The organism is Pseudomonas oryzagri (assembly GCF_020831405.1).
In the GTDB taxonomy this organism is placed as follows: Bacteria; Pseudomonadota; Gammaproteobacteria; order Pseudomonadales; family Pseudomonadaceae; genus Geopseudomonas; species Geopseudomonas oryzagri.
In genome coordinates, this window is record NZ_JAJHPU010000031.1 from 48,105 (window position 1) to 72,140 (window position 24,036).

General features: G+C 71.0%; 28 protein-coding genes. 17 read left to right on the top strand and 11 right to left on the bottom strand.

The genetic code is table 11. The features are described 5' to 3' along the window. Positions 1-126: 126 nt before the first annotated feature. On the top strand, positions 127-1,554 hold the full coding sequence (locus tag LMJ29_RS10795) for an RtcB family protein (RefSeq protein ID WP_229605523.1): 1,428 nt from the start codon (positions 127-129) through the stop codon (positions 1,552-1,554). Positions 1,555-1,575: 21 nt separating this feature from the next. On the opposite strand, the gene LMJ29_RS10800 is transcribed toward LMJ29_RS10795, so the two are convergent. Then, positions 1,576-2,241: a cation transporter gene (locus LMJ29_RS10800; protein WP_229605524.1), complete on the bottom strand. Its 666-nt coding sequence runs from the start codon at positions 2,239-2,241 to the stop codon at positions 1,576-1,578. Positions 2,242-2,344: 103 nt separating this feature from the next. Between LMJ29_RS10800 and cadR the strand changes: the two genes are divergently transcribed. The 7 genes from cadR (at position 2,345) to LMJ29_RS10835 (ending at position 7,307) form a co-directional block, all read left to right on the top strand. Beyond that, on the top strand, positions 2,345-2,782 hold the full coding sequence (cadR, locus tag LMJ29_RS10805; protein WP_229605525.1) for a Cd(II)/Pb(II)-responsive transcriptional regulator: 438 nt from the start codon (positions 2,345-2,347) through the stop codon (positions 2,780-2,782). 261 nt (positions 2,783-3,043) lie between these two features. Next, entirely contained in the window at positions 3,044-3,262 is a 219-nt protein-coding gene (locus LMJ29_RS10810; RefSeq protein ID WP_229605526.1) for a 4Fe-4S binding protein, read from the top strand. A gap of 26 nt (positions 3,263-3,288) precedes the next feature. Further along, positions 3,289-4,134, top strand: coding sequence for an electron transfer flavoprotein subunit beta/FixA family protein (locus LMJ29_RS10815; protein WP_229605527.1), 846 nt, complete (start codon positions 3,289-3,291; stop codon positions 4,132-4,134). 15 nt (positions 4,135-4,149) lie between these two features. Further along, on the top strand, positions 4,150-5,232 hold the full coding sequence (locus LMJ29_RS10820) for an electron transfer flavoprotein subunit alpha/FixB family protein (protein WP_229605528.1): 1,083 nt from the start codon (positions 4,150-4,152) through the stop codon (positions 5,230-5,232). Between the two features lie 12 nt (positions 5,233-5,244). Beyond that, the gene (locus tag LMJ29_RS10825) at positions 5,245-6,543 is read left to right on the top strand and encodes an FAD-dependent oxidoreductase (protein WP_229605529.1); all 1,299 of its coding nucleotides are present in this window, start codon (positions 5,245-5,247) and stop codon (positions 6,541-6,543) included. An 11-nt stretch (positions 6,544-6,554) separates the two neighbouring features. Further along, positions 6,555-6,839, top strand: a complete 285-nt coding sequence (locus LMJ29_RS10830) for a ferredoxin family protein (RefSeq protein WP_229605530.1) — start codon at positions 6,555-6,557, stop codon at positions 6,837-6,839. A 9-nt stretch (positions 6,840-6,848) separates the two neighbouring features. Then, positions 6,849-7,307: a ferritin-like domain-containing protein gene (locus tag LMJ29_RS10835; protein ID WP_229605531.1), complete on the top strand. Its 459-nt coding sequence runs from the start codon at positions 6,849-6,851 to the stop codon at positions 7,305-7,307. A gap of 218 nt (positions 7,308-7,525) precedes the next feature. Here the strand turns inward: LMJ29_RS10835 and LMJ29_RS10840 are convergent, their stop codons facing one another. Together LMJ29_RS10840 and LMJ29_RS10845 are read right to left on the bottom strand one after the other, a co-directional pair. After that, the gene (locus LMJ29_RS10840; protein WP_229605532.1) at positions 7,526-8,215 is read right to left on the bottom strand and encodes a response regulator; all 690 of its coding nucleotides are present in this window, start codon (positions 8,213-8,215) and stop codon (positions 7,526-7,528) included. Then, complete coding sequence (locus LMJ29_RS10845) at positions 8,212-9,681, bottom strand: DUF4118 domain-containing protein (RefSeq protein ID WP_229605533.1); 1,470 nt, start codon at positions 9,679-9,681, stop codon at positions 8,212-8,214. The genes LMJ29_RS10840 and LMJ29_RS10845 overlap by 4 nt, the downstream gene beginning before the upstream one ends. A gap of 305 nt (positions 9,682-9,986) precedes the next feature. On the opposite strand from LMJ29_RS10845, the gene LMJ29_RS10850 reads away from it, so the two are divergent. Continuing rightward, on the top strand, positions 9,987-11,045 hold the full coding sequence (locus LMJ29_RS10850; RefSeq protein WP_229605534.1) for a TRAP transporter substrate-binding protein: 1,059 nt from the start codon (positions 9,987-9,989) through the stop codon (positions 11,043-11,045). An 18-nt stretch (positions 11,046-11,063) separates the two neighbouring features. On the opposite strand, the gene LMJ29_RS10855 is transcribed toward LMJ29_RS10850, so the two are convergent. The 5 genes from LMJ29_RS10855 to LMJ29_RS10875 all read right to left on the bottom strand — a co-directional run bounded on the left by LMJ29_RS10855 (position 11,064) and on the right by LMJ29_RS10875 (position 15,864). Further along, complete coding sequence (locus LMJ29_RS10855; protein WP_229605535.1) at positions 11,064-12,569, bottom strand: DHA2 family efflux MFS transporter permease subunit; 1,506 nt, start codon at positions 12,567-12,569, stop codon at positions 11,064-11,066. Between the two features lie 8 nt (positions 12,570-12,577). Further along, entirely contained in the window at positions 12,578-13,648 is a 1,071-nt protein-coding gene (locus tag LMJ29_RS10860) for an HlyD family secretion protein (protein WP_229605536.1), read from the bottom strand. Positions 13,649-13,681: 33 nt separating this feature from the next. Then, positions 13,682-14,113, bottom strand: a complete 432-nt coding sequence (locus tag LMJ29_RS10865) for a MarR family winged helix-turn-helix transcriptional regulator (protein WP_229605537.1) — start codon at positions 14,111-14,113, stop codon at positions 13,682-13,684. 131 nt (positions 14,114-14,244) lie between these two features. Next, positions 14,245-14,853, bottom strand: a complete 609-nt coding sequence (locus LMJ29_RS10870) for a DedA family protein (RefSeq protein WP_229605538.1) — start codon at positions 14,851-14,853, stop codon at positions 14,245-14,247. 78 nt (positions 14,854-14,931) lie between these two features. Further along, a complete protein-coding gene (locus tag LMJ29_RS10875) occupies positions 14,932-15,864 on the bottom strand; it encodes an alpha/beta hydrolase (protein WP_229605539.1) in 933 nt (310 codons plus the stop codon). A gap of 107 nt (positions 15,865-15,971) precedes the next feature. Between LMJ29_RS10875 and LMJ29_RS10880 the strand changes: the two genes are divergently transcribed. After that, positions 15,972-16,535 (top strand): DUF6436 domain-containing protein, encoded by a 564-nt coding sequence (locus LMJ29_RS10880; RefSeq protein WP_229605540.1) that lies wholly within the window; start codon positions 15,972-15,974, stop codon positions 16,533-16,535. Between the two features lie 11 nt (positions 16,536-16,546). Then, entirely contained in the window at positions 16,547-16,996 is a 450-nt protein-coding gene (locus tag LMJ29_RS10885; RefSeq protein ID WP_229605541.1) for a methyltransferase family protein, read from the top strand. A gap of 710 nt (positions 16,997-17,706) precedes the next feature. On the opposite strand, the gene znuA is transcribed toward LMJ29_RS10885, so the two are convergent. Continuing rightward, positions 17,707-18,672 (bottom strand): zinc ABC transporter substrate-binding protein ZnuA, encoded by a 966-nt coding sequence (gene znuA, locus LMJ29_RS10890; protein WP_229605729.1) that lies wholly within the window; start codon positions 18,670-18,672, stop codon positions 17,707-17,709. Between the two features lie 59 nt (positions 18,673-18,731). On the opposite strand from znuA, the gene LMJ29_RS10895 reads away from it, so the two are divergent. From LMJ29_RS10895 to znuB, 3 genes are read left to right on the top strand one after another with little or no spacing between them, the layout of a single operon-like run. Further along, the gene (locus LMJ29_RS10895) at positions 18,732-19,217 is read left to right on the top strand and encodes a Fur family transcriptional regulator (protein ID WP_229605542.1); all 486 of its coding nucleotides are present in this window, start codon (positions 18,732-18,734) and stop codon (positions 19,215-19,217) included. After that, the gene (gene znuC / locus LMJ29_RS10900; protein ID WP_229605543.1) at positions 19,214-19,987 is read left to right on the top strand and encodes a zinc ABC transporter ATP-binding protein ZnuC; all 774 of its coding nucleotides are present in this window, start codon (positions 19,214-19,216) and stop codon (positions 19,985-19,987) included. The genes LMJ29_RS10895 and znuC overlap by 4 nt, the downstream gene beginning before the upstream one ends. A 1-nt stretch (position 19,988) precedes the next feature. Then, positions 19,989-20,774, top strand: coding sequence for a zinc ABC transporter permease subunit ZnuB (gene znuB, locus LMJ29_RS10905; RefSeq protein ID WP_229605544.1), 786 nt, complete (start codon positions 19,989-19,991; stop codon positions 20,772-20,774). A 33-nt stretch (positions 20,775-20,807) separates the two neighbouring features. On the opposite strand, the gene LMJ29_RS10910 is transcribed toward znuB, so the two are convergent. Together LMJ29_RS10910 and LMJ29_RS10915 are read right to left on the bottom strand one after the other, a co-directional pair. Beyond that, positions 20,808-21,167, bottom strand: a complete 360-nt coding sequence (locus LMJ29_RS10910) for a hypothetical protein (RefSeq protein ID WP_229605545.1) — start codon at positions 21,165-21,167, stop codon at positions 20,808-20,810. Further along, the gene (locus LMJ29_RS10915; RefSeq protein WP_229605546.1) at positions 21,164-21,619 is read right to left on the bottom strand and encodes a roadblock/LC7 domain-containing protein; all 456 of its coding nucleotides are present in this window, start codon (positions 21,617-21,619) and stop codon (positions 21,164-21,166) included. Before LMJ29_RS10915 ends, LMJ29_RS10910 begins: the two co-directional genes overlap by 4 nt. A gap of 210 nt (positions 21,620-21,829) precedes the next feature. Between LMJ29_RS10915 and LMJ29_RS10920 the strand changes: the two genes are divergently transcribed. From LMJ29_RS10920 to LMJ29_RS10930, 3 genes are all read left to right on the top strand, one after another. Continuing rightward, positions 21,830-22,231: a hypothetical protein gene (locus LMJ29_RS10920; protein WP_229605547.1), complete on the top strand. Its 402-nt coding sequence runs from the start codon at positions 21,830-21,832 to the stop codon at positions 22,229-22,231. Positions 22,232-22,348: 117 nt separating this feature from the next. Beyond that, positions 22,349-23,356 carry a methionine ABC transporter ATP-binding protein gene (locus tag LMJ29_RS10925; protein WP_229605548.1) on the top strand — a complete coding sequence of 336 codons (1,008 nt, stop codon included), beginning with the start codon at positions 22,349-22,351 and terminating at the stop codon, positions 23,354-23,356. Continuing rightward, on the top strand, positions 23,356-24,024 hold the full coding sequence (locus LMJ29_RS10930) for a methionine ABC transporter permease (protein ID WP_229605549.1): 669 nt from the start codon (positions 23,356-23,358) through the stop codon (positions 24,022-24,024). The genes LMJ29_RS10925 and LMJ29_RS10930 overlap by 1 nt, the downstream gene beginning before the upstream one ends. Positions 24,025-24,036: the final 12 nt, after the last annotated feature.

Sequence of the window (24,036 nt, forward strand, 5' to 3'; positions counted from 1 at the left end):
CGCGCCCGGCGGGCGGATGACCGGCCCACCCGCGCCTCCGCCAGGGGCCTATAGTGGCTCGACGACATCCCCGCCAGGGAGGGTGCCACTGCACCGGCCGCCCAGCGCGGACCGGCAGGAGGCTCCATGAACCTTTCGCAACTCCATCAGCGCGGTCCCTTCGAATGGGAAATGCCCCGCCACGGCGCCATGCGCGTGCCGGGGGTGATCTTCGCCTCGCGCGAGCTGGTCGAGGCGATGGACGCCAAGGTCGGCGAACAGCTGGCCAACGTCGCCGCCCTGCCCGGCATCGTCGACGCCGCCTACGCGATGCCCGATGCCCACTGGGGCTACGGCTTCCCGATCGGCGGGGTGGCCGCCCTCGATCCCGAGGAGGGCGGCGTGGTGTCCGCCGGCGGCGTCGGCTTCGACATCTCCTGCGGCGTGCGCAACCTGCATACCGGCCTCACGCTGGACGAGGTCGAGAGGGTCAAGGAGCGCCTGGCCGACGTGCTGTACCGGCGCATTCCCGCAGGCCTGGGCAGCACCGGCGCGTTCCACCTCGGCGGCGCCGAGATCGGCGCCATGCTGCGCGGCGGCGCCAAGTGGGCGGTCGAGCAGGGCTTCGGCACGCCGGCGGATCTCGCCCGCATCGAGGAGCACGGCTGCATGGCCGGCGCCGTGCCGGCCGAGGTGTCCGCCGAGGCCAAGCACCGCCAGCGCAACGAGATGGGCACCCTCGGCTCGGGCAACCACTACCTGGAGGTGCAGGTGGTCGACGCGCTGTTCGACGCAAAGGCGGCGCAGGCCTACGGCCTGGCGGAGGGCGACGTGCTGGTCACCCTGCACTGCGGCTCGCGCGGCATGGGCCACCAGATCGGCACCGATTTCCTGCGCGAGATGGTGATCGCCGCGCCGCGCGCCGGCATTGCCCTCAGCGACCGCGAGCTGGCCTGCGCGCCGCTCGATTCTGACTTGGGGCAGAGCTACCTGGGCGCCATGCGCGCGGCGATCAACTGCGCGCTGGCCAACCGGCAGATCCTCACCCAGCTGGCCCGCGATGCGTTCGCCGAGCTGTTCCCCGGTATCCGCATGCCGCTGCTGTACGACGTGTCGCACAACACCTGCAAGGAGGAACAGCACTTCATCGCCGGCGAGCGGCGCCGGCTGTTCGTGCATCGCAAGGGCGCCACCCGCGCCTTCGGCCCCGGCCATCCGGAGCTGCCGGAGGAGTACCGCGCAGTCGGCCAGCCGGTGCTGATCGGCGGCAGCATGGGCACCACCTCCTGGGTGCTGGCCGGCGGCGGCGGCCCAGAGCACGCCTTCGCCTCGGCCTGCCACGGCGCCGGCCGGGCGATGAGCCGCCACGAGGCGCTGCAGCGCTGGCAGGGCCGCAGCGTGGTCGAGGAGCTGGCGCGGCGCGGCATCCTGATCCGCAGCCCGAGCCTGCGCGGCGTCGCCGAGGAGGCGCCGCTGGCCTACAAGGACGTCGACGCGGTGGTCGAGGCCGCCGAGCAGGCGGGCCTGGCGCGGCGCGTGGCGCAGCTGCGGCCGCTGGTCTGCGTCAAGGGCTGAACGGCTCCCGCCCCTCGGCCGTCACTCGATACGCACCGGCCGCGGCGCGGACGCGACGGTGACGGGCGCCAGCGCCGCGGCCGCCAGCTCGCCGCGCGCCTGGCGCACCACCGCCACGCCCGCGGACAGGGCCAGGGCGGCCATGATCAGCGCGACCAGCACGTCCGGCAGGCCGCTGCCGGTGCCGAACACCCCGGCGGCGGCGAGCAGCACCGCGAGGTTGCCGATGGCGTCGTTGCGGCTGCACAGCCACACCGAGCGCATGTTGGCGTCGCCGTCGCGGAAGGCGTAGAGCAGCAGGGCGACGCCGGCGTTGGCGAACAGCGCCAGCAGGCCCACCGCGCCCATGGTGAAGGGCTCGGGCGGGCTGCCGGCGTAGGCGCTCCAGAGCGCCCGGCCCAGCACGAACAGGCCGAAGGCGGCCATGGTCAGGCCCTTGACCAGCGCCGCCCGCGCCCGCCAGACCAGCCCCATGGCCAGCACCGCCAGCGAGATCGCGTAGTTGGCGGCGTCGCCGGCGAAGTCCACGGCATCGGCCAGCAGCGACACCGAACCGGCCTGCATACCGGCGACGATCTCGACGGCGAACATCGCCGCGTTGACGATCAAGGCCAGCCACAAGGCGCGCCGAAAACGCGGGCTGACCGCGCGGGTGTCGGGGGTGCAGCCGCTGCAGCAACCGGCCATGGGTTTTCTCCTTGCAGGGGGTTTTCCGCCATTGCACACCCTGTAGTCACTCCAGGGTCAAGCGGCGTAACCTGCGACGACTGGCCAATTCGGGAGAACGCGCATGCGCATCGGCGAACTGGGGCGGGCGCTCGGCGTCGACGTCGAAACCATCCGCTACTACGAGAAGAGCGGCCTGCTGCCCGCCCCGGCGCGCAGCGGCAACGGCTATCGCACCTACGGGCCCGAGCACCTCGAGCGCCTGGCGTTCATCCGCCATTGCCGCGCCCTCGACATTCCGCTGGCGGACGTGAAGCGCCTGCTGGAATTCGTCGCCCGGCCGGACGCCGACTGCAGCGACATCGACCGGCTGATCGACGCGCATCTGGCCCGGGTACGCGCGCGTCTGGACAGCCTGCACACCCTGGAGCGGCAACTGACCGCCCTGCGCGGCCGCTGCGGCGCCAGCCACCGCGCGGGCGAATGCGGCATCCTCGGCGATCTGGTCGCCGCCGCGCACGGCGAGCCCTGCGCCTGCGCGCAGCCCGCCGCGGCCGAGTGACGCCAGGCCCACTTCAGTCATCCCGATAAAGCCGTCAACCGGGCCGCGGATATATATACGGGGCGCCAATCATTGCCCGAAAAGATTGATTGGAATGCGACGTAAATATTTATTTATCCGCGCTTGATCGCATAAAGATCACAACTTGCAAATCTTTGATTAAAAAGCATTTTTACGTGGTTTTTATATAAAAACCGCGTGGCATGGCCGTTGCAATTCTCCTCCTGCCCAATCCTCTTAATCCGGCTCGGAGAATCCACCATGGCCTACAAGATCGTCGCCTCCCAATGCACCGCCTGCGCCGCCTGCGAATCCGACTGCCCGAACGACGCCATCTATGAAAAGGGCGGCGTGTTCGCCATCCATGCCGACAAGTGCACCGAGTGCATCGGCCACCACGACGACGCCCAGTGCGTACTCAACTGCCCGGCCGATTGCATCGTCATCGACAAGAACGTGCCGCGCTACCAGGCCGTTTGAGCCCCCACCCTCTCGGAGCATCCGACATGCATAGCGTCGTCTGCATCAAGCAGGTCCCGGACTCGGCCCAGATCCGCGTGCACCCGGTGACCAACACCATCATGCGCCAGGGGGTGCCGGCCATCGTCAACCCCTACGACCTGTTCGCCCTGGAAGAGGCGCTGCGCCTCAAGGACCGCTTCGGCGGCACGGTCACCGTGGTCAGCATGGGCCCGCCGATGGCCGAGGCGGCGCTGCGCAAGTGCCTGTCGTTCGGCGCCGACGACGCCATCCTGGTTTCCGACCGCGCCTTCGCCGGCTCCGACACCCTGGCCACCTCCTACGCGCTCAGCGCCACCATCCGCAAGATCATGGACAACATGCCGGTGGACCTGATCTTCACCGGCAAGCAGACCATCGACGGCGACACCGCCCAGGTCGGCCCGGGCATCGCCAAGCGCCTCGACTTCCAGCTGCTCACCTACGTGTCGAAGATCGTCGACCTCGACCGCGACAAGCGCGAGATCCTCGTCGAGCGCCGCGCCGAGGGCGGCGTGCAGCTGCTGCGCACTTCCACCCCCTGCCTGATCACCATGCTCGAGGGCACCAACGAGATGCGCTTCGGCGATCTCGACGACCTGTTCCGCGCCGCCCGCTACGACCTCAAGGTCTGGGACCGCGCCGCCGCCGGCATCGACGCGGTGGAGATGATCGGCCTCAAGGGCAGCCCGACCGTGGTGAGCAAGGTATTCGCGCCCAAGCCGCGCAGCCAGCGCGCCGAGATCGTCGACACCCAGGACCACGACCCGAAGAACCTGGCCGCCACCCTACTGGCCAAGGTGTTCACCCAGCATCCCAAGCTGGAACAGGAAATCGCCAAGCGGGCGAGCTGAAGCGGAGAGCGCAAGATGAGCGAACAAGCGAAGAAGCCGGCGAAGAAGAAGGTCGAGCTGGACCCGCGCTTCGTCAACTACCGGCACGTCTGGGTGGTGGTCGAGAGCGAGCGCGGCGAGGTGCACACGGTGTCCTGGGAGCTACTCGGCGAAGGCCGCAAGCTGGCCGACACCCTGGGCGCGCAGCTGTGCGGGGTGGTGATCTGCGGCCCCGGCGAGCGCGGTGCGGGGATCTGCGCCGAGGCCTTCCAGTACGGCGCCGACCAGTGCTACCTGATGCAGGACGAGGTGCTCGCCGACTACCGCAACGAGCCCTACACCAAGGCGCTGACCGACCTGGTGAATACCTACCAGCCCGAGATCCTCATGCTCGGCGCCACCACCCTGGGCCGCGACCTGGCCGGCTCGGTGGCCACCACCCTGGGCACCGGCCTGGTCGCCGACTGCACGGAGCTGGCGGTCGACGCCGAGACGCGCAACCTGGCGGCGACCCGGCCCACCTTCGGCGGCTCGCTGCTGTGCACCATCATGACCCAGCGCCACCGCCCGCAGATGGCCACCGTGCGCCCGCGGGTGATGTCGATGCCCGACGCCGACGCCGCGCGCAGCGGCGAGATCATCCCGGTGCCGTTCGCCATGGACGAGCAGACCATCGTCACCAAGGTACTGGAGTTCATCGCCGACGACAGCCGCGACAAGCCCAACCTGCCGTTCGCCGACATCATCGTCGCCGGCGGCCGCGGCCTGAAGAACCCGGAGAACTTCCAGCTGGTCCACGAGCTGGCCCGCGTGCTGGGCGCCGAGGTCGGCGCCTCGCGGCCGGTGGTGCAGGCCGGCTGGGCCGACCTGGAACGCCAGGTCGGCCAGTCCGGCAAGACCGTGCGGCCCAAGCTGTACATCGCCGTCGGCATCTCCGGCGCCATCCAGCACCGGGTCGGCATGGACGGCGCCGACGTGATCATCGCCATCAACAGCGACCCCAACGCACCGATCTTCGACTTCGCCCACTACGGCATCGTCGGCAACGCCATGACCATCCTTCCGGCGCTGACCGATGCCTTCAAGTCCCACCTGGCCCAGGCCCGCAAGGCCGGCTGACAGGAGAGCACCATGGCTGAAAAATTCGACGTGATCGTGGTCGGCGCCGGCATGGCCGGCAACGCCGCCGCCTACACTCTGGCCAAGGGCGGCCTCAAGGTGCTGCAGATCGAGCGGGGCGAGACCCCCGGCTCGAAGAACGTGCAGGGCGCGATCCTCTACTCCGACGCCCTCGAGAAGATCATCCCCGACTTTCGCGACGACGCGCCGCTGGAGCGCCATCTGATCGAGCAGCGCGTGTGGGTGCTCGACGACACCTCCTACATGGGCAGCCACTACCGCTCCGAGGACTTCAACAAGCCGCCGTACAACCGCTACACCATCATCCGCGCGCACTTCGACCAGTGGTTCAACAGGAAGGCCCGCGAGGCCGGCGCGCTGACCATCTGCGAGACCACGGTGAGCGAGCTGCTGCAGGACGGCAGCCGGGTGGTCGGCGTGCGCACCGACCGCAAGGGCGGCGAGATCTACGCCGACGCGGTGATCCTCGCCGACGGCGCCAACTCGCGCCTGGCGGTCAAGGCGGGTTTCCGCGGCGAGATCGATCCCAAGGACGTCGCCCTGGCGGTCAAGGAAATCCACTTCCTGCCCCAGGAAACCATCGAGGCGCGCTTCAACATCGGCGAGGACGAGGGCGTGGTCATCGAGATGGCCGGCAAGATCAGCGCCGGCATGATGGGCACCGGCTTCCTGTACACCAACAAGGAGTCGATCACCCTCGGCGTCGGCTGCATGCTCTCCGACTTCAAGGAGCAGAAGGTCACCCCCTACGAGCTGCTCGACCGCATGAAGGCCCACCCCTCCATCGCGCCGCTGATCGCCGGCAGCGAGATGAAGGAGTACGCCGCCCACCTGATCCCCGAGGGCGGCTACCACGCGGTGCCCAAGGTGTTCGGCGACGGCTGGCTGATCGCCGGCGACGCCGGGCAGTTCGTCAACGGCATCCACCGCGAAGGCTCCAACCTGGCGATGACCACCGGCATGCTGGCGGCGCAGACCCTGATCGAGCTCAAGGCCGCCGGCAAGCCGTTCAGCGCCGCCAACCTGGCCGCCTACAAGGCGCGCCTGGACGACAGCTTCGTCATGAAGGACCTGAAGAAGTACCGGCGCATGCCGGAGATCTTCCACCACAACAAGCAGTTCTTCACCACCTATCCCGAGCTGCTGTCGCGCGCCGCGCAGACCCTGATCCGGGTCGACGGCGTGGACAAGAAGACCAAGGAGAAGGACATCAAGAAGAGCTTCCTCGCCTCCCGCTCGCTGCTGGGCCTGCTCGGCGACGCCCTCAAGTTCTGGCGTGCGGTCCAGTAAGGAGAACCATCATGTCGAAAGTCGAAGAGAAGCTGTTCCAGGACCGCTACCGGGTGGACGTCGGCCGCCCGCACATCGCCATCAAGAACGCCGAGCTGTGCGCGCAGTGCAGCAACCAGCAGTGCACCGTGTGCTGCCCGGCCGGCTGCTACACCGCCGAAGCCAACGGCCGGGTGGTGCTGAGCACCGACGGCTGCCTGGAGTGCGGCACCTGCCGGATCATCTGCGACGAGCACCGCAACGTGGAATGGGAATGGCCACGCGGCGGGTTCGGCATCCTGTTCAAGTTCGGTTGAGGGCGCGGCATGGACGACATCCATCGTTTCCTCGCCCACGCCATCGTCCTGGAGAAGGAGTCGGCGCGCCGCTACGAGGAATTGGCGACCGCCACCCAGACCCTCGGTGACCCGGAAGTCGCCGACTTCTTCCGGCAGATGGCGCACTTCTCGCGCCTGCACCTGGCCGATGCCATGGAGCGCGGCGGCTTCCACTATCCGCCGGACCTGCGCGCCGAGGAGTTCGCCTGGCCCGACGGGGTGAGCCCCGAGGCCGCCGGCTGGGAGGGCGTGGACGGCTTCATGGACGTGCCCGCCGCCCTGGAACTGGCGCTGGACGGCGAACGGCGCAGCCGCGACTTCTACGAGGGCATCGCCGCCGCCACCGGCAACCCGCGGGTCAGGGCGATGGCCACCGAGTTCGCCTCGGAGGAGGACGGCCACGTCGCCCAGCTGGAGGGTCGGCTGGCGCGCCTGGCGATGGGCTGAGCCCGACTGCCGTGGCGGTGTGAAAGCGCCCCGGCGCCGCGCGAGCGGGCCGGGGCGTTCGTCGTTGTGCACCCGTTCAGCGCCTGTGCACGATCTGGCGAGCGGGAGCCAGCGATCGACCCGCTTCGCTCGCCCTGCGGGCCGGCCTGCGGCTGCTGCTTCGCGGCGCGGCGCTGCACCGGCACATCGCCGACGCGCAGCAGATCGTGGACAGGCTCTCAGACCTGGAAGCGGTAGCCCACGCCGATCTCGGTGAGGATATGCCGCGGCTGCGCCGGGGTGTGCTCGATCTTCTGCCGCAGGTGGCCGACGTAGACCCGCAGGTACTGGTGGTTCTCCACCGCGCGGCCGCCCCAGATCTGCTGCAGCAGCTGGCGGTGGGTGAGCACCCGGCCCGGGTTGGAGGCCAGCAGGATCAGCAGGCGGTACTCGATCTGGGTGAGGTGCAGCGGCTCGCTGCCGCGGGTCACCACGCGGCGCACGCAGTCGATCAGGCAGTCGCCGAAGGCGATGGTCGGCTCGGCCTCGCCGCTGCCCAGGTGGCGGCGGCGCAGCAGGGCGCGCACCCGCGCCAGCAGTTCGGAGACGCCGAACGGCTTGGTCAGGTAGTCGTCGGCGCCGGCGTCCAGCGCCGCCACCTTGCTGGCCTCCTGGCTGCGCGCCGAGAGGATCAGGATCGGCACCGCCGACCAGGCGCGGTAGTCGCGGACGAACTCGATGCCGTCGCGATCCGGCAGGCCCAGATCGAGGATCAGCAGGTCCGGGCGCCGCGCGCCGACCTCCACCGCGGCCTGCGCCGCGCTGGCGCTCTCGACCACCGCGTAGCCCTCGCCCTCCAGGGTGGCGGCGACCAGCTCGCGGATCTGCCGGTCGTCCTCCACCAGCAGGATGCTCTGCGTTTCGCTCATGTCGCTTCCTCCAGTTCGCCGAGCGTCGGCGGGCTGCCCAGCGGCAGGCGCAGGCGGAAGCAGGCGCCGCCGCCCAGACGGTTCTCCGCCAGCACCTGACCGCCGTGGGCCTCGGCAAAACCCCTTGCAATCGCCAGGCCGAGACCCACGCCGGGGATGCTCGACTCGCTCTGGCCGCGGCGGAACAGGCCGAACAGCTCCTCGCCGCCCTCCGCCGGCAGGCCCGGGCCCCAGTCGCAGACCATCACCTCGAGCCACGCGCCGACGCGGCGCACCACCAGCTCCACCGGGGTGTCGGCCGGCGAGTACTTGATGGCGTTCTCCAGCAGGTTCCACAGCAGGCGCTCGATCAGCACCGCGTCGAAGCGCAGCGGCGGCAGGTCGGGCGGGATGTCCACGCTGATCTCGCGGTCCTTCCACTGGCCGCGGACCAGGCGCAGGGTGGCGCCGATCACCTCGTCGATGGGCTGCCAGGCCTCGTTGAGCTCGATGGTCCCGGAGCGCAGGCGGGCCATGTCGAGCAGGTTGGTGACCTGCTGGCTGAGCGACAGCGCCTGGTTGCGCAGCGCGGCGAGCATGCTCTTCTGCCGCTCCGCGGAGACCTTGCCCAGCGCCAGGGTGTCGGCCAGGCCGACCATCACCGTCAGCGGCGTGCGCAGGTCGTGGGACAGGGCGGCGAGAATCGAGTTGCGCAGCGCCTCGGCCGAGCGGCGCAGCTCGGTCTGCCGGGCCATCTCGGCGAAATGGGTGCGCTCCAGGGCCACCGCCACCACCGAGGCGAGGGTCTCCAGCAGCTCGCCGCTGGCCGGCGCCTCGGCCTGCGCGGCGGGCAGCTCGCAGGCCAGCACGCCATGGGTGCCGGCGGAGCCGACCAGCGGAATCAGCACCAGGCGCTGCTCCGCCCGCCGGCCGGCGCTGAGCTGCGGGCCGCGGCCGGCCAGGGCGGCGCGCAGCAGGGCGGCGGTGAGCGGGGGCGGCGGCGCGGCGAGGGCGCTTTCCGGTACCACCCGGCACTCCTCGGCGTGCAGCACGCTGGCGAGGAAATGACGGGCGACCTGCGCCACCTCGTCGGGGGTCAGCGAAGCGCTCAGCTGGCGGGTCAGCTCGCACAGCGCGCGGACCTGGCGCTCGCGCGCCTGCACCTGGGCGACGCGGCGCTGCAGCGAGGCGGAGAGCTGGCCGACCAGCAGCGCCACCACCAGCATCACCGCGGCGGCCAGCAGGTACTGGACCTCGGTGATCGCCAGGGAGAAGCGCGGCGGCACGAACACGTGGGCGTACAGCAGCGAGCCGAGCAGCGCCGCGGCGATGGCCGGGCCACGGCCGTAGCGGCTGCCGACCAGCACCACCACCAGCACGTAGGGCAGCGCGGTATTGGACAGGGCGAGGGTGTCGTGCAGCGGCAGCATCAGCAGCGTGACACCGAGGTTGGCCAGCAGAGCGGGCAGATAGCGACGGACGAGCACGGCGGCGGTGGATCCATCCCGAAGGCGCGAAGACAGGCCATCCTAGCGGCGGGGGCATAAAAACGGGGTAAAAAATCGCCCGCGCCGCCCCCGCGGGCGCTCCGCGCGACAGGCCGGCGGGGCCAACGCGCGCGCCCCTCCCCGCCCCACCCGGCCCACGGCCTTTACCCGCACATTGTGTGCGCCTACCGCACACAAGCCGCCGCGGCGGATTGTTCGGCGGTCCGGGCGCGCACCAGCATAGCGCCGCTGCCCGGTCGGGCAGTCGTACCCCACCAAGACCACAAGAACAAAGGAAAGTCACGGTGAAAAACCTGCGCTCAACCCTGGCGGCGCTCTGCCTGAGCACCGGCCTGGCGGCCCATGCCGCCGCCACTCCCGAAGCGGTCGTCACCCTCAAGGTGCACCACTTCCTGCCCAACGACTCGCTGACCCAGCGCGAACTGATCCAGCCCTGGGCGGACAGGATCAGCCGCGAGTCCGGCGGGCGCATCCGCTTCCACTTCTTCCCGGCGATGCAGCTGGGCGGCAAGCCCGCGCAGCTGCTCGACCAGGCGCGCAGCGGCAGCGCCGACGTGGTCTGGGCGCTGCCCGGCTACAACGGTGGCGCCTATCCGCTGACCGGCGCCTTCGAGCTGCCGTTCATGAACCGCTCGGCCGAGGCCAGCAGCCAGGCGCTGTGGGACTTTCTCGCCCGCCACGGCCAGCGCGAGTACCAGGGCGTGCAGCTGCTCGCCACCCACCTCACCGACAGCGTGGTGCTGCACAGCCGCAAGCAGCCGATCCGCAGCCAGGCCGACCTCGCCGGCCTCAAGCTGCGTACCGCCAACCACGTGCAGAGCCGGCTGATCGAGCTGCTCGGCGGCCAGCCGCAGGCCATGCCGATCAACCCGGTGCCCGCCGCGCTGGCCCGCGGCCTGCTCGACGGCGCCGCGGTGCCGTGGGACGTGGTCGGCTCGGTGAAGCTGCAGGAGCGGGTCAAGTACCACACCGAGATGGCCGAGGGCATGCCCAAGCTGATGCACCCGGTGCTGGTGCTGGCGATGAACAAGGCGCGCTACGACAGCCTGCCGGCAGACCTGCGGCAGATCATCGACGCCAACAGCGGCCGCGCCCTGTCGGCGCGCGCCGGCCGGCTGTGGGATACCCGCGCCCTGGAGGCCGACCGCCAGCTGGCGCGCGAGCGCGGCAACCAAGTGATCTTCCTCGACGCTGCCGAGCAGCAGCGCTGGATGGCCATCGCCGGCAAGCTGGACGACGAGTGGGTGGCGGAAGTCGAGGGCCAGGGCTACGCCGACGGCGCCGCGCTGCTCCAGGAGGCGCGCCAGCTGGTGGCCAAGTACAACGGCCAGGCGGCGCGCTGAGGCCGCCGGCGCCCGCCGTCACGCCGCCGTGGTCGGGCGCGGCGGCGGGCGCAGCAGCAGGAGCAGCGGCAGGGTCGCCAGGGTGACGAACATCATCAGCCGGAAGTCCTGCAGGTAGGCGAGGATGACCGCCTGACGGCCGACCTCGCCGTCCAGCCGCGCCAGCCCCGCCACCGTGTCGAGGTCGTAGACGCCCGCCTCGACGGCCTGGCCGAGCGCCTGGTTGAACGGGGTGAGCGGGCCGGCGAACAGCGCGTGGTTGATCTGCGTGCGCTGCGCCAGGTAGGCGATCACCAGCGATATGCCGATGCCGCTGCCGATGTTGCGCAGCAGGCTGTACAGCGCGGTGGCCTCGTTGCGGTAGCGCGGCGCCAGGGTGGCGAAGGTCAGCGTGGACAGCGGCACGAACACCAGGCCGAGACCGAATCCCTGCAGGAAGCCGCTGTGGACGATGGTCCAGGCGTCGACCTCGGTGGTGAAGGCGGTCATCTGCCACAGGGTCAGGCTGGTCAGCAGCAGGCCGCAGCCGATCAGCGCGCGCGCATCGACCCGCCCGCTCAGCCGGCCGACCACCAGCATGCCGAGCATGGTGCCCACCCCGCGCGGCACCAGCAGCACGCCGACGTCGAGCACCGGATAGCCCATCAGGCTCTGCATGAACGGCGGCAGCAGCGCCATGGTGGCGAGCAGGATGATGCCGATCATGAAGATGCACAGCAGGCCGACGCTGAAGTTGCGGTCGCGGAACAGCCCCGGCTCGATGAACGGCTGCGCGCTGGTGAAGATGTGCACGACGAACAGGTACAGGGCGAGGCCGGCGAGCAGCGCCTCGCCGACGATCTCCGCGCTGGCGAACCAGTCCAGCGACTGGCCGCGGTCGAGCAGCAGCTGCAGCGCGCCGATCGCCAGGCTGAGCAGGGCGAAGCCGAACAGGTCGAAGCGCCGGCCCGGATCGGTCGGCGTATCACGGACGAAGGCGGCCAGGCCGAACCAGGCGAGCAGGCCGAACGGCAGGTTGATGTAGAACACCCAGCGCCAGCTGTAGTACTCGGTCAGCCAGCCGCCCAGGGTGGGGCCGAGCACCGGCCCGACCATCACCCCCACGCCCCACAGCGCCATCGCCGAGCCGTGCCGCGCGGGCGGCCAGGTGTCGAGCAGCACGGCCTGCGACAGCGGCACCAGGCAGGCGCCGAACACGCCCTGCAGCAGGCGGAACAGGACCATCTGCTCGATGCTCTGCGCCGCGCCGCAGAGCATCGAGGCCAGGGTGAAGCCGACCACCGCGCCGACGAACAGGCGCTTGCGGCCCAGCCGCGCGGCGAGGATGCCGGTCAGCGGCAGGCAGATCGCCGAGGCGACGATGTAGGAGGTGAGCACCCAGGCGACCTGCTCCTGGGTCACCCCCAGGCTGCCCTGCATGTGCGGCAGGGCGACGTTGGCGATGGTGGTGTCCAGCGCCTGCATGGTGGTCGCCAGCATCACCGCCAGGGTGACGAACACGCGCTGGGCGCTGTCGGCGCTCATCGGCGGCCTCAGAGCGACACGCCGAGCAGGCTGCGGCGCTGGCCGGTGTGCACGGTGGCCAGCGCGCTGAGCCCGGCGCGCAGCGGCGGCTGGTCGGCGCCGGCGGCGAGGCGGATGCGCACCGGCACGCGCTGGGCGACCTTCACCCAGTTGCCGGTGGCGTTCTGCGCCGGGATCACCGCGAACTCGGCGCCGGTGGCCGGACTCAGGCTCTCCACCTCGCCGCGCCAGCGGATATCCGGGTAGGTGTCGATGCGGATGTCCACCGCCTGGCCGGGATGCATGTGGGTGAGGTCCTTCTCGGTGAAGTTGGCCTCCACCCACAGGCGGCCGTCGACCACCAGGGCCAGCGCGGTGGCGCCGGCCTTGAGGTACTGGCCCGGCTTGGGCAGGCGGCTGACCGTGCCGCTCTGGCTGGCGCGCACCTCGGAGCGCTCCAGGTCGAGACGCGCCTGGGCCAGCTCGGCCTGCGCGGCCAGGTAGCGCGGGTGCGCCTCGGGCGGCGCCTCGGCGCTGCCGCCCAGGCTCTCGGCGATGCGCTTGAGGTCCTCGTCGAGGGCGACCACCTGCTGGGCGGCCAGCGCGCTGGTCTGGCGCACCTCGTCGAAGCGCGCCGGCGAGATGAAGTTGCGCGCCACCAGGTTGGCCTGGCGCTGCTGCTCGCGCAGGGCGAAGTCGCGGCGGGTGCGCGCCAGGGCGATCTCCGCCTGCTTGGCGCGGTAGGCGGCCTTGAGCGCGGCGAGGTCGGTGCGCACCTGGGCCAGGCGCGCCTCGGCCTGCAGCACGGCGATGCGAAACGCCGCGGCATCGAGGCGGAACAGCGGCTGGCCGGCGACCACCGTCTGGTTCTCCGCCACCAGCAGCTCGCGGACGGTGCCGGACACCTCGGCGCTGACCGGCACCTTGTCGGCGGCGACGTAGGCGTTGTCGGTCTCCACCTCGCCGCCGCCGTGCAGGTAGGCGGCGGCGCCACCGAGCAGCACGGCCAGCGGCACCACCACGAGGAGCAGCAGGCGCAGGCGCTGGCGGCGCGGCGGCGCGCTCAGGGACGGCTCGAGGACGGGCAGGGCTTGGTTCATGGCAGGGCTCCTCGCTGGGGGGCGGCGCGGGCGTCAGGCGCCGCAGAGGTTGCTGCGCACCTGGCCCAGGGCGGCCAGCAGCGCGGCGACCTGGTCCTGGTCGAGGCCGGCCAGCGCCGCGCCGCGGATCAGCGCGGCGGTCTGCTCGATGGCCTGCAGCTGCGGGGCGGCGGCGGCGGTGAGGAACAGCCGGTAGGCGCGGCGGTCGCTGGGGTCGGCGCGGCGCTCGACCAGGCCGGCGGCCACCAGCTGGTCGATCAGGCGGGCCAGGGTGATCGGCTGCACCTCGAGCAGCTCGGCCAGCTCGACCTGCCGGCAGCCTTCGCGGCGGGCCACGTAGATCAGCGCGCGCGCCTGGGCGAGGGTCAGCGTGCTGCCCTCCAGGCTCTGCTCGAAGCTGCGGCGCAGCAGGCGGGAAACGTCGGCGATCAGGAAGCCAAGGTTGTCGTTGTGCAGCAGGGACATGGGCACCTCGCAAATAGTAAGCACAGCTTACAATATGCATGGCTTACTAAAACACCCCCGTCCGGCGCCGCAAATAAAAAGCCCGAGGCAATGCCTCGGGCCGGGTAACGCGGGATGGGGCGGAAGCCGGATCAGGCCTCGGCGCCGGCACCCTTGTGGGTCACCAGGCGGTACAGGTAGATGCCGACCACCACCAGCACCACCACCTTGGACAGCGGGTCGACGTAGTCGGCGACCAGCGCGTACTGGCCGTGCAGCAGGTAGCCGGCGGCGGTCAGCGCGCCGGTCCACACCAGCGAGCCGAGGGTCGAGTAGAACAGGAAGGCGCGCAGCGGCATGGCGACCATGCCGGCGGGCACCGAGATCAGCGTGCGCACCGCCGGCACCAGGCGGCCGAACAGGGTGGCCTGCCAGCCGTGGCGCTCGAACCACACGCAGGCGGTATCCACGTCGCGCGGCGACAGGGTCATCACCCGGCCGAAGCGCCCGGCCATCTTCTTCAGCCGCGCGCTGCCGAAGAAGTAGCCGGCGTAGTACCAGGGCAGCGCGCCGAACACCGAGCCGGCGGTACCGGCCAGCAGCACGCCGACGGTGCTCAGCTCGCCCTTGGCGGCGGCGAAGCCGGCCAGCGGCATGATCAGCTCGGAGGGGATGGGCGGGAACACGTTTTCCGCCACCATCAGCAGGAAGACGCCGAGGTAACCGGTCTGGGTGATGAAGTCGACGATGCCGTCAAACATGGGAAGGGGATCTCTTGCGCCTGGGTTGTCTGGGGGAGCCGCGCGGGGCGGGCGTGCCGATGATAGCAGGCGCGCCGCTCAGGCGAACCGCTCGCCGAGCAGGTCGAACAGCCGCTGGCGCTGGCCCGGTGCCTCGTTGACCAGGTGGTGGCGCGCGCCGGGCAGGATCAGCTGCTCGGCGCCGCGGAACTTGTCGCGCAGCACGTCGAGGTTGTGTCGCCAGTCGACCGTCATGTCGGCGTCGCCCTGGATGATCAGCGGCCGCTGCGCCGAGGCCGGCGCGTTCTCGATGCGCGGGATCCAGCGCGCCAGCGCGCCGACCCAGGCGGTGGGCAGGCTCTGCGCCTGCAGCGGGTCGCGGCGCACGAAGTCGAGGAAGGCGCTGTCGCTGGAGTTGTCGCTGTAGCGGCGGGCGACCTGGCTGACGAACGGACTGAGCAGCTGGTAGCTGAGCTTGGCGCGCTGCCAGGCGTGCGGGCGCACCAGCGGGGCGAGCAGCACGGTCTGGCCAAGGTCCGGGCGCGGCGCGCCGGTCAGCAGGTAGTCGAGCAGGATGGCGCCGCCGGTGCTCTGCCCGAACAGGTGCCAGGGCTGCGGCAGGTGCAGCAGCTCGGCGGCGCGCAGCAGCGCGGCGAGCACCGCCTGGTACTCGGCGAAGTCGTCGATGCTCGCCGGCACGCCCTCGGACAGGCCGTGGCCGGGCAGGTCGCAGGACAGCACGGCGAAGTTCATCGCCAGCGCCCAGTCGAACACGTGGCGGTACAGGCCCATGTGGTCGTAGTAGCCGTGCAGCAGCAACACGGTGGCGCGCGCGTCGTCGCGCCACCAGCCCTGCACGGCGACGCGCCGCCCCTCGACTTCCACCCAGCCGAGGCGGCTGTGGATGTCGGGACGGTGCTGCAGGCCGTAGTAGCGGCGGTAGGCCTGCACCTGCGGGCCGCTCTCGGCCGCCGCGGTGGCCAGCGGCGGCAGTTGCCGGCGCAGGCGGTGGGGGTCGAAGGTTTCGCTCATGAACTCGGCCGCAGGCGGCGGCTTGGGCTGATGGATGGCTATGGTCGATCTTCAGACCGGCGACGCGACATGGCAAGCTTGGCCGTCATTTTCCGCCGGTTGCCCGCATGTCCCGCCGCAAGCCCCTCGTCCTCGCCCTGCTCGCCCTCGTCTGCGCACTCGTGCTGGGCGGCCTCTACCAGTGGTACCAGGCGCGCTACATCCGCCCGTTCGGCGAGACCACCGTGCTGTTCGACGCCGCGACCCTGCGCCTGCCGGCCGAGCTGGCCGGGCCGGGCAGGATCCGCGTGGTGCACCTGTGGGACCCGCCCTGCCCGTGCAACGTCGGCAACCAGCAGCATCTGGCCGAACTGCTCGCGCGCTTCGGCGACCGGGTGAGCTTCCACGTCTGGCAGAAGCCCGGCAGCCGTGGCCACCTGCCCGATACCCTAAAGGCCCTGCAGCCGCTGGCCGAGCTGCCCGGCGCGGAACAGCTGCCGGCCAGCCCGGCGGTGGCGATCTGGGACCAGGACGGCAAGCTGGCCTACCTCGGCCCGTACAGCGAGGGCGCCACCTGCACCTCGGCCAACAGCTTTATCGAGCCGGTGCTCGAGGCGCTGCTCGCCGGCCGGCCGGTGCGCAGCACCGGGGGCCTGGCGGTGGGCTGCTATTGTGCGTGGCAGGACGAGTGAGGAGCGCCGCCATGCCGCTGATTCCCCCGCCGCTGCTGGTCGCGTTGTTCGGCGTCACGATGTGGCAGCTCGCCGAGCACCTGCCGCTGGGCGGCTTCGCCTTCGCCGCGCAGCGCCCGCTGGCCGGCCTGCTACTGCTCGCCGGCCTCGCGCTGCTGGCCGCGGCGGCGTGGACGATGTTCAGGGCGCGCACCACGATCAATCCGCTCACCCCCGAGCGGGCCAGTCATCTGGTGACTTCGGGCGTATTCGCCGTGTCGCGCAACCCGATCTACCTGGGCGATGCACTGATCCTCGCCGCCCTGGCGCTCGGTTTCGGCAACGCGGTCAACTTCCTGCTGCTGCCGCTGTTCGTCTGGCTTATCGGCCGCGTGCAGATCGCGCCGGAGGAGCGTGCACTCGAGCGCCTGTTCGGTGAGGAGTACCGCGCCTACTGTGCGCGGGTCAGGCGCTGGTTGTAGGGCGGGTTAGCCGCGCAGCGGCGTAACCCACCGAGGATACCGCCACGCATCCCCTATTCCCGGCCGGGCCTCGCCCGTTGCCGGCCTGACGGCCGGTTGGTGGGTTACGGCCTGCGGCCTAACCCACCCTACGTCTTCCGCGCTGCCGTTCGTAGGGTGGAAAACTCGCGCAGCGATTTTCCACGCGGTGGCCGTCCGGAGGGTGACGATCCACGGGGCGGCCATCCGCCGGGTGGCGATCCACCGGGTGGCGATCCACGCGGTAGTTGTAGGGTGGATTAGCCGCGCAGCGGCGTAACCCACCAAGGATGCCGCCAGGCATCCCGCCTTGCCGGCCCGGTCTCTCCCGTTGCCGACCAAGCCTCTCCCGTTGCCGGCCTGGCGGCCGGTTGGTGGGTTACGGCCTGCGGCCTAACCCACCCTACGCCGTCCCCGCGGCCGTTCGTAGGGTGGAAAACTCGCGCAGCGATTTTCCACGCGGTGGCCGTCCGGAGGGTGACGATCCACGGGGCGGCCGGCCGCCGGCTGGCGATCCCCCGGGTGGCGATCCACGCGGTAGTTGTAGGGTGGGTTAGCCGCGCAGCGGCGTAACCCACCAAGGATGCCGCCAGGCATCCCCTATGGCCGACCAAGCCTCTCCCCTTGCCGGGCTGGCGGCCGGTTGGTGGGTTACGGCCTGCGGCCTGACCCACCCTACGCTATCCCCTGCCTCAGAGCTTTTCCAGGCAACCGGCCAGGCCGTCGCCGAGCTGCTCCAGCAACCGTTCGTAGCTGCCCGCCTCCGCCTTCAGGTCGAAGCCCAGCGCGTCCAGCTCGGCCAGATGCACCGGCAGGCCATCGCTGAGGGTCTGCGCCAGGCGCGGCTGCAGCGGCGGCTCGCTGAACACGCAGCTCGGTCCGGCGGCCTTGAGTTGCGCGCGCATCGCGGCGACGTGGCGGGCGCCCGGCTGCACCTCGGCGCCCAGCGCGAACACCCCGGCGTGGCGCAGGCCGTAGGCCTCCTCGAAGTAGTCGAAGGCCTCGTGGAAGACGAAGAACGGCTTGTCCTTGAGCGGCGCCAGGCGCGCCTTGAGCCGGCCGTCGGCGGCGCTCAGGCGTTGCTCGAAGGCGGCCAGGTTGGCCTGGTAGCGCGCGGCGTTGGCCGGGTCGGCCTTGGCCAGATCCGCGGCCATGCGCGCGGCGATCGCCCGCGCGTTGGCCGGCAGCAGCCACAGGTGGGCGTCCAGGGTGCCCGGACGATGGGCCTGGTCGTGGCCGCTGTCCTCGGCGTCATCGTCGTCGTGGTGTTCCTCCCCGGCATGCTCCTCGTCGTCGTGGCGATGCTCCGCGCCGAAGCGGCGCAGGTGCAGGTCGGACAATTCCTGCACCGCCAGGGTCGGCGCCCGGCGGCCCTCCAGCACGCGCGGCAGGAAGGCCTCGAGGTCGGGGCCGATCCAGTACAGCAGGTCGGCCTCGCCCACCCGGCGCACGTCGGAGGGGCGCAGTGCGTAGTGGTGCGGCGAGGCGCCCGGCGGCAGCAGCACGTCGGGCGTGCCGGCGCCGTCCTGCACGGCGGCGGCGATCAGCTGCAGCGGCTTGATGCTGGTCAGCACGCGCACCTCGGCGTGCGCCGGGGCGGCCACGAGCCAGGCGAGGGCGGCGGCGGACAACAGGGACAGGCGTGGGCGCACGACAATGCTCTCTCTCGAGGAATAAGTGTTATACAATAACATCCCTTTGCTCCGGATGTGCCACCATGGCGACCACCCCGCTGGCCTGTCACCCTCACGACCACAGCCATTGCGTAAGCGCGGCGCTGGCCGCCGCCGACGCCGTGTGCGCGCGCAGCGGCGCGCGCCTGACCGCCCTGCGCCGGCGCGTGCTGGAGCTGGTCTGGCAGAGCCACCGGCCGCTCGGCGCCTACGACATCCTCGGCGTGCTGAGCGCCGAGGACGGCCGCCGCGCCGCGCCGCCCACCGTGTACCGCGCGCTCGACTTCCTCCTCGAGCACGGCCTGATCCACCGCCTGGCCTCGCTGAACGCCTTTATCGGCTGCAACCACCCGGGGCAGAGCCACCAGGGTCACTTCTTCATCTGCCGGCAGTGCAGCACCGCCATCGAGGTGGAGCAGCCGGCGATCGGCGCGGCCATCCACGCGGCCGCCGCCGAGGTCGGCTTCGCCGCGGAGAGCCAGATGGTCGAGGTGGTCGGCCTGTGCGCGCAGTGCCGGGAGGCCGCATGAGCGAGCCGCTGATCCGCCTCGACGGGGTCGGCGTCGCCTTCGCCGGCGCCGACGTGCTGCAGGACGTGCAGCTGGAGCTGCAGGCCGGCGAGATCGTCACCCTGATCGGCCCCAACGGCGCCGGCAAGACCACCCTGGTGCGCGTGGTGCTCGGCCTGCTCGCCCCGCACAGCGGCAGCGTATGGCGCCGCGACAGGCTGCGCATCGGCTACATGCCGCAGAAGCTGCAGGTCGAGCCGACCCTGCCGCTGTCGGTGCTGCGCTTCCTGCGCCTGGTGCCCGGCGTCGACCGCGCCCGCGCCCTCGAGGCGCTCGGCGAGGTGGGCGCCAGCAAGGTGATCGACAGCCCGCTGCAGAAGATCTCCGGCGGCGAGCTGCAGCGCGTGCTGCTGGCCCGCGCCCTGCTCCGCCAGCCGGAACTGCTGGTACTCGACGAGCCGGTGCAGGGCGTCGACATCGCCGGGCAGAGCGAGCTGTACCGGCTGATCGGCCGCCTGCGCAAGCGCCATGGCTGCGGCGTGCTGATGGTTTCCCACGACCTGCACCTGGTGATGAGCGCCACCGACCGGGTGGTCTGCCTGAACCGCCACGTGTGCTGCTCCGGGCATCCCGAGCAGGTCAGCAGCGACCCGGTGTTCCGCGAGCTGTTCGGCAACGACGCGCGCAGCCTGGCGATCTACCACCACCAGCACGACCACCAGCACGACCTCCACGGCAGCGTGGTGCTGCGCCCCCAACCCCACGTCCACGGCCCGAACTGCAAGCACTGACATGCCCGACTTCCTGCTCAACGCATTGCTCGCCGGGCTCGCCCTGGCGCTGGTCGCCGGACCGCTCGGCTCCTTCGTGGTCTGGCGGCGCATGGCCTACTTCGGCGACACCCTCGCCCACGCCGCGCTGCTCGGCGTGGCGCTGGGTTTCCTGCTCGACGTCAGCCCGACCCTGGCGGTGACCGTCGGCTGCATCATCCTCGCCGTGCTGCTGGTGGTCCTCCAGCAGCGCCAGCCGCTGGCCGCCGACACCCTGCTCGGCATCCTCGCCCACAGCACGCTGTCGCTGGGCCTGGTCACCGTCAGCTTCCTCGACGCGGTGCGCGTCGACCTGATGGCCTACCTGTTCGGCGACCTGCTGGCGGTGGGCACCGGCGACCTCGCCTGGATCGTCGCCGGCAGCGCGCTGGTGCTCGGCGTGCTGGCCTGGCTGTGGCGCCCGCTGCTGGCGCTCACCGTGCACGAGGAGCTGGCGCGGGTCGAGGGCCTGCCGGTCGGCGCCCTGCGCCTGGCGCTGATGCTCTTGATCGCGGTGGTGATCGCCGTGGCGATGAAGATCGTCGGCGTGCTGCTGATCACCTCGCTGCTGATCATTCCCGCCGCCAGCGCCCAGCGCCACGCGAAAAGCCCCGAGCAGATGGCCGCCGGCGCCAGTCTGACCGGCCTGGTCGCGGTGTGCGCCGGCCTCGCCCTGTCCTGGTACCAGGACACCCCGGCCGGGCCGTCCATCGTGGTGAGCGCCGCCGCGCTGTTCCTGCTGAGCTTCCTGCTGCCGCGCCGGGCCTGAGCCGCCCGGCGACGGGACAGCGGCCCCGACGCTTCACACCTCCAGCGCGTCGCCCACCTCGGCCAGCTTGCGCCGCGCCAGGGCCAGGTTGGCCTTCGACTTGTCCAGCACATAGTAGGCGAACAGGTCGCTGGCCTTGGCCAGCGGGCGGATCAGGTGGTACTGCTTGCCGAGGGTGATCAGGATGTCGTCGATGCTGTCGTCCAGGCCGAGCATCTGCATGGTCTTCACCTTGCTGCGCATCACCTCGGTATTGCCGCCCGCGGCCAGCTCCAGGTCGAGGCCGCCGCCGGCCGCCCCCAGCAGCATGCCGCTGCCGTAGTCGACCACCGCGCAGGCCTGGGCGCCGTCGATGCTCATCAGTTGTTCCAGGCTGTCGTTGATTGCGCTCATTGCTCTCTCTCGCTTGTGGTTGGCGCGCCGCTCCCCGGCGCGCTCAGGGATTCGCCCAGGGCACGGGCGGCCTTCTTCACCGCCCACAGGGCATAGCCGGGATTGCTGTTCTCGCCGGTCACCACCAGCAGGACCATCGGGGTGATGCCGTTGACCACCTGGCGGCACAGCACCAGTCCCGCGGCGGACTCGATCAGCGCGCTTTCCTGTGCGCCCAGTGCCAGCTCCTGCACCAGGCGCTGGCCGAGGGCGTCGAGTGCCGCGCCCAGCGCGGTGATGCGCCGGCCTTCCTGGGCCTCCAGGCCGATGCAGGCCAGCGGGAAGCCGCTGGCCGAGGCGACGATGGCCACGCGCAGTCCATCCATCGTGCCGGCCAGCTCGGCCAGCTGCTGCTGGCAGACGGTCTTCAGCCGGGGCTCCCGGCCCCGGGGCGCATCAGCAGACATGTTCATGGCAGTCCCTCATCCGGCCTGTGGCAGGTGCAAGCGGGCGACGCGATGCGTCGCACCAAAACCTATACAAGAATATTTAAATGGACAGATATTGTATAGGAATTTCGCGCTTTCCTGCCCCGCTGCGGGGCGCCCGCCATGCCCAGCTTCCTGCAGGCGCGCCGGGCAGTGTAGAATTGCCTAGTTTCTGAACAGCCCGAGGCTTGTGTCATGACCCGCGCCCTTCGCTGCCTGCCGCTGCTCGCGTTGCTGCTGCTCGCCGCCTGCCACAGCCTGCCGTGGAACGCCGAGGCGCGCGCCCAGCTCCGCGAGCGTCAGCAGTTCGAGCGCCTGCTCGGCGCCGGCCAGCTGGAAGCGGCCGGGCTGACCCTCGGCCACCTGCGCGAGCAGGACGACGAGCAGGTCGAGACCTACCAGCGCCTGCTCGCCGACGCCTGGCTGCAGCGCAGCCAGCAGGCCCTCGAGAAGGGCGATCTGAACGCCGCCACCACCGCCCTGGCGCGCGCCCGCGCGCTGATGCCCAAGGCCCCGGCGCTGACCAACGGGCTGGGCGGCACCCTGCAGCCGGCGGCGCCGGCCGCAGGCGACGGCGGCGAAGACATCGCCCAGTGAGCCGCCGCCCTGCCATTCAGGCATATGGATAGTCATTCAAAGCATTTTTCGCACTAAGAACGGGCCGCTACACTGCTTCCCCGCCAAGGCCCGTTTCCTCACCCACAAGGTTTTCCCGTGATCCAATTCGACAACGTCCACAAGGCGTACCGGGTCAATGGCCGCGACGTTCCCGCCCTGCAGCCGACGTCGCTGCAGATCGGCGCCGGCGAGATCTTCGGCCTGATCGGCCACTCCGGCGCCGGCAAGAGCACCCTGCTGCGCCTGATCAACCGCCTCGAGGAGCCCTCCGGCGGGCGCATCCTGATCGCCGGCGAAGACGCCACCGCGCTCGACGCCGCCGGCCTGCGCCGCCTGCGCCAGCGCATCGGCATGATCTTCCAGCACTTCAACCTGCTGGCCTCCAAGACCGTGGCCGACAACGTCGCCCTGCCGCTCAGGCTCGCCGGCGAGCTGCCCGCCGCGGCCATCGCCGCGCGGGTGAGCGAGCTGCTGGCCCGCGTGGGGCTCTCCGCGCACGCCGACAAGTACCCGGCGCAGCTTTCCGGCGGCCAGAAGCAGCGCGTCGGCATCGCCCGCGCGCTGGCCCTGGAGCCGAAGATCCTGCTCTGCGACGAGGCGACCAGCGCCCTCGACCCGCAGACCACCGGCCAGGTGCTGCAGCTGCTCGCCGAGATCAACCGCGAGCTCAAGCTGACCATCGTGCTGATCACCCACGAGATGGACGTGATCCGCCGCGTGTGCGACCGCGTGGCGGTGATGGACGGCGGGGTGATCGTCGAGCAGGGCGCGGTGGCCGACGTGTTCCTGCATCCGCAGCATCCGACCACCAAGCGCTTCGTGCTGGAGGCCGAGCACGTCGACGAGAGCGAGCAGCAGGACGACTTCGCCCACGTGCCGGGACGCATCCTGCGCCTGACCTTCCGCGGCGAGGCGACCTACGCACCGCTGCTCGGCCAGGTGGCGCGCGACACCGGGGTCGACTACAGCATCCTCGCCGGGCGCATCGACCGCATCCGCGAAACCCCCTACGGCCAGCTGACCCTGGCCCTCACCGGCGGCGACCTGGACGCCGCCCTGGCGCGCCTGGACGCCGCCGACGTGCATGTCGAGGTACTGCGCTGATGCTCGAGAAACTGCTGCCCAACGTGTTCTGGCCGGAGATCTGGCAGGCCAGCCTCGACACTCTGGCGATGCTCGGCGGATCCTTGCTGTTCACCGTGCTGTTCGGCCTGCCGCTCGGCGTGCTGCTGTTCCTCACCGGCCCGCGCCAGCTGTTCGCCAACACCCCCGTCTACCGCCTGCTGTCGCTGGTGGTCAACGTGCTGCGCTCGGTGCCCTTCGTCATCCTGCTGATCCTGATGATCCCGCTCACCGAGCTGATCGTCGGCACCTCGCTGGGCGCCGCCGGCGCCATCCCGCCGCTGGTGGTCGGCGCCACGCCGCTGTTCGCCCGCCTGGCCGAGACCGCGCTGCGCGAGGTCGACCGCGGCATCATCGAGGCGACCCAGGCGATGGGTGCCAGCACCAAACAGATCATCCTCGCGGCGCTGCTGCCCGAGGCGCGCCCCGGCCTGCTCGCCGCGGTCACCGTCACCGCCATCACCCTGGTGTCCTACACCGCCATGTCCGGCCTGATCGGCGGCGGCGGTCTGGGCGATCTGGCCGTGCGCTATGGTTACCAGCGCTACCAGCCCGACGTCATGGCGGTCACCGTGATCCTCCTGCTGGTGCTGGTGCAGGTGCTGCAGAGCGTCGGCGACCGTCTGGTGATCCGTTTCTCGCGCAAGTAATCCGACCGGGCC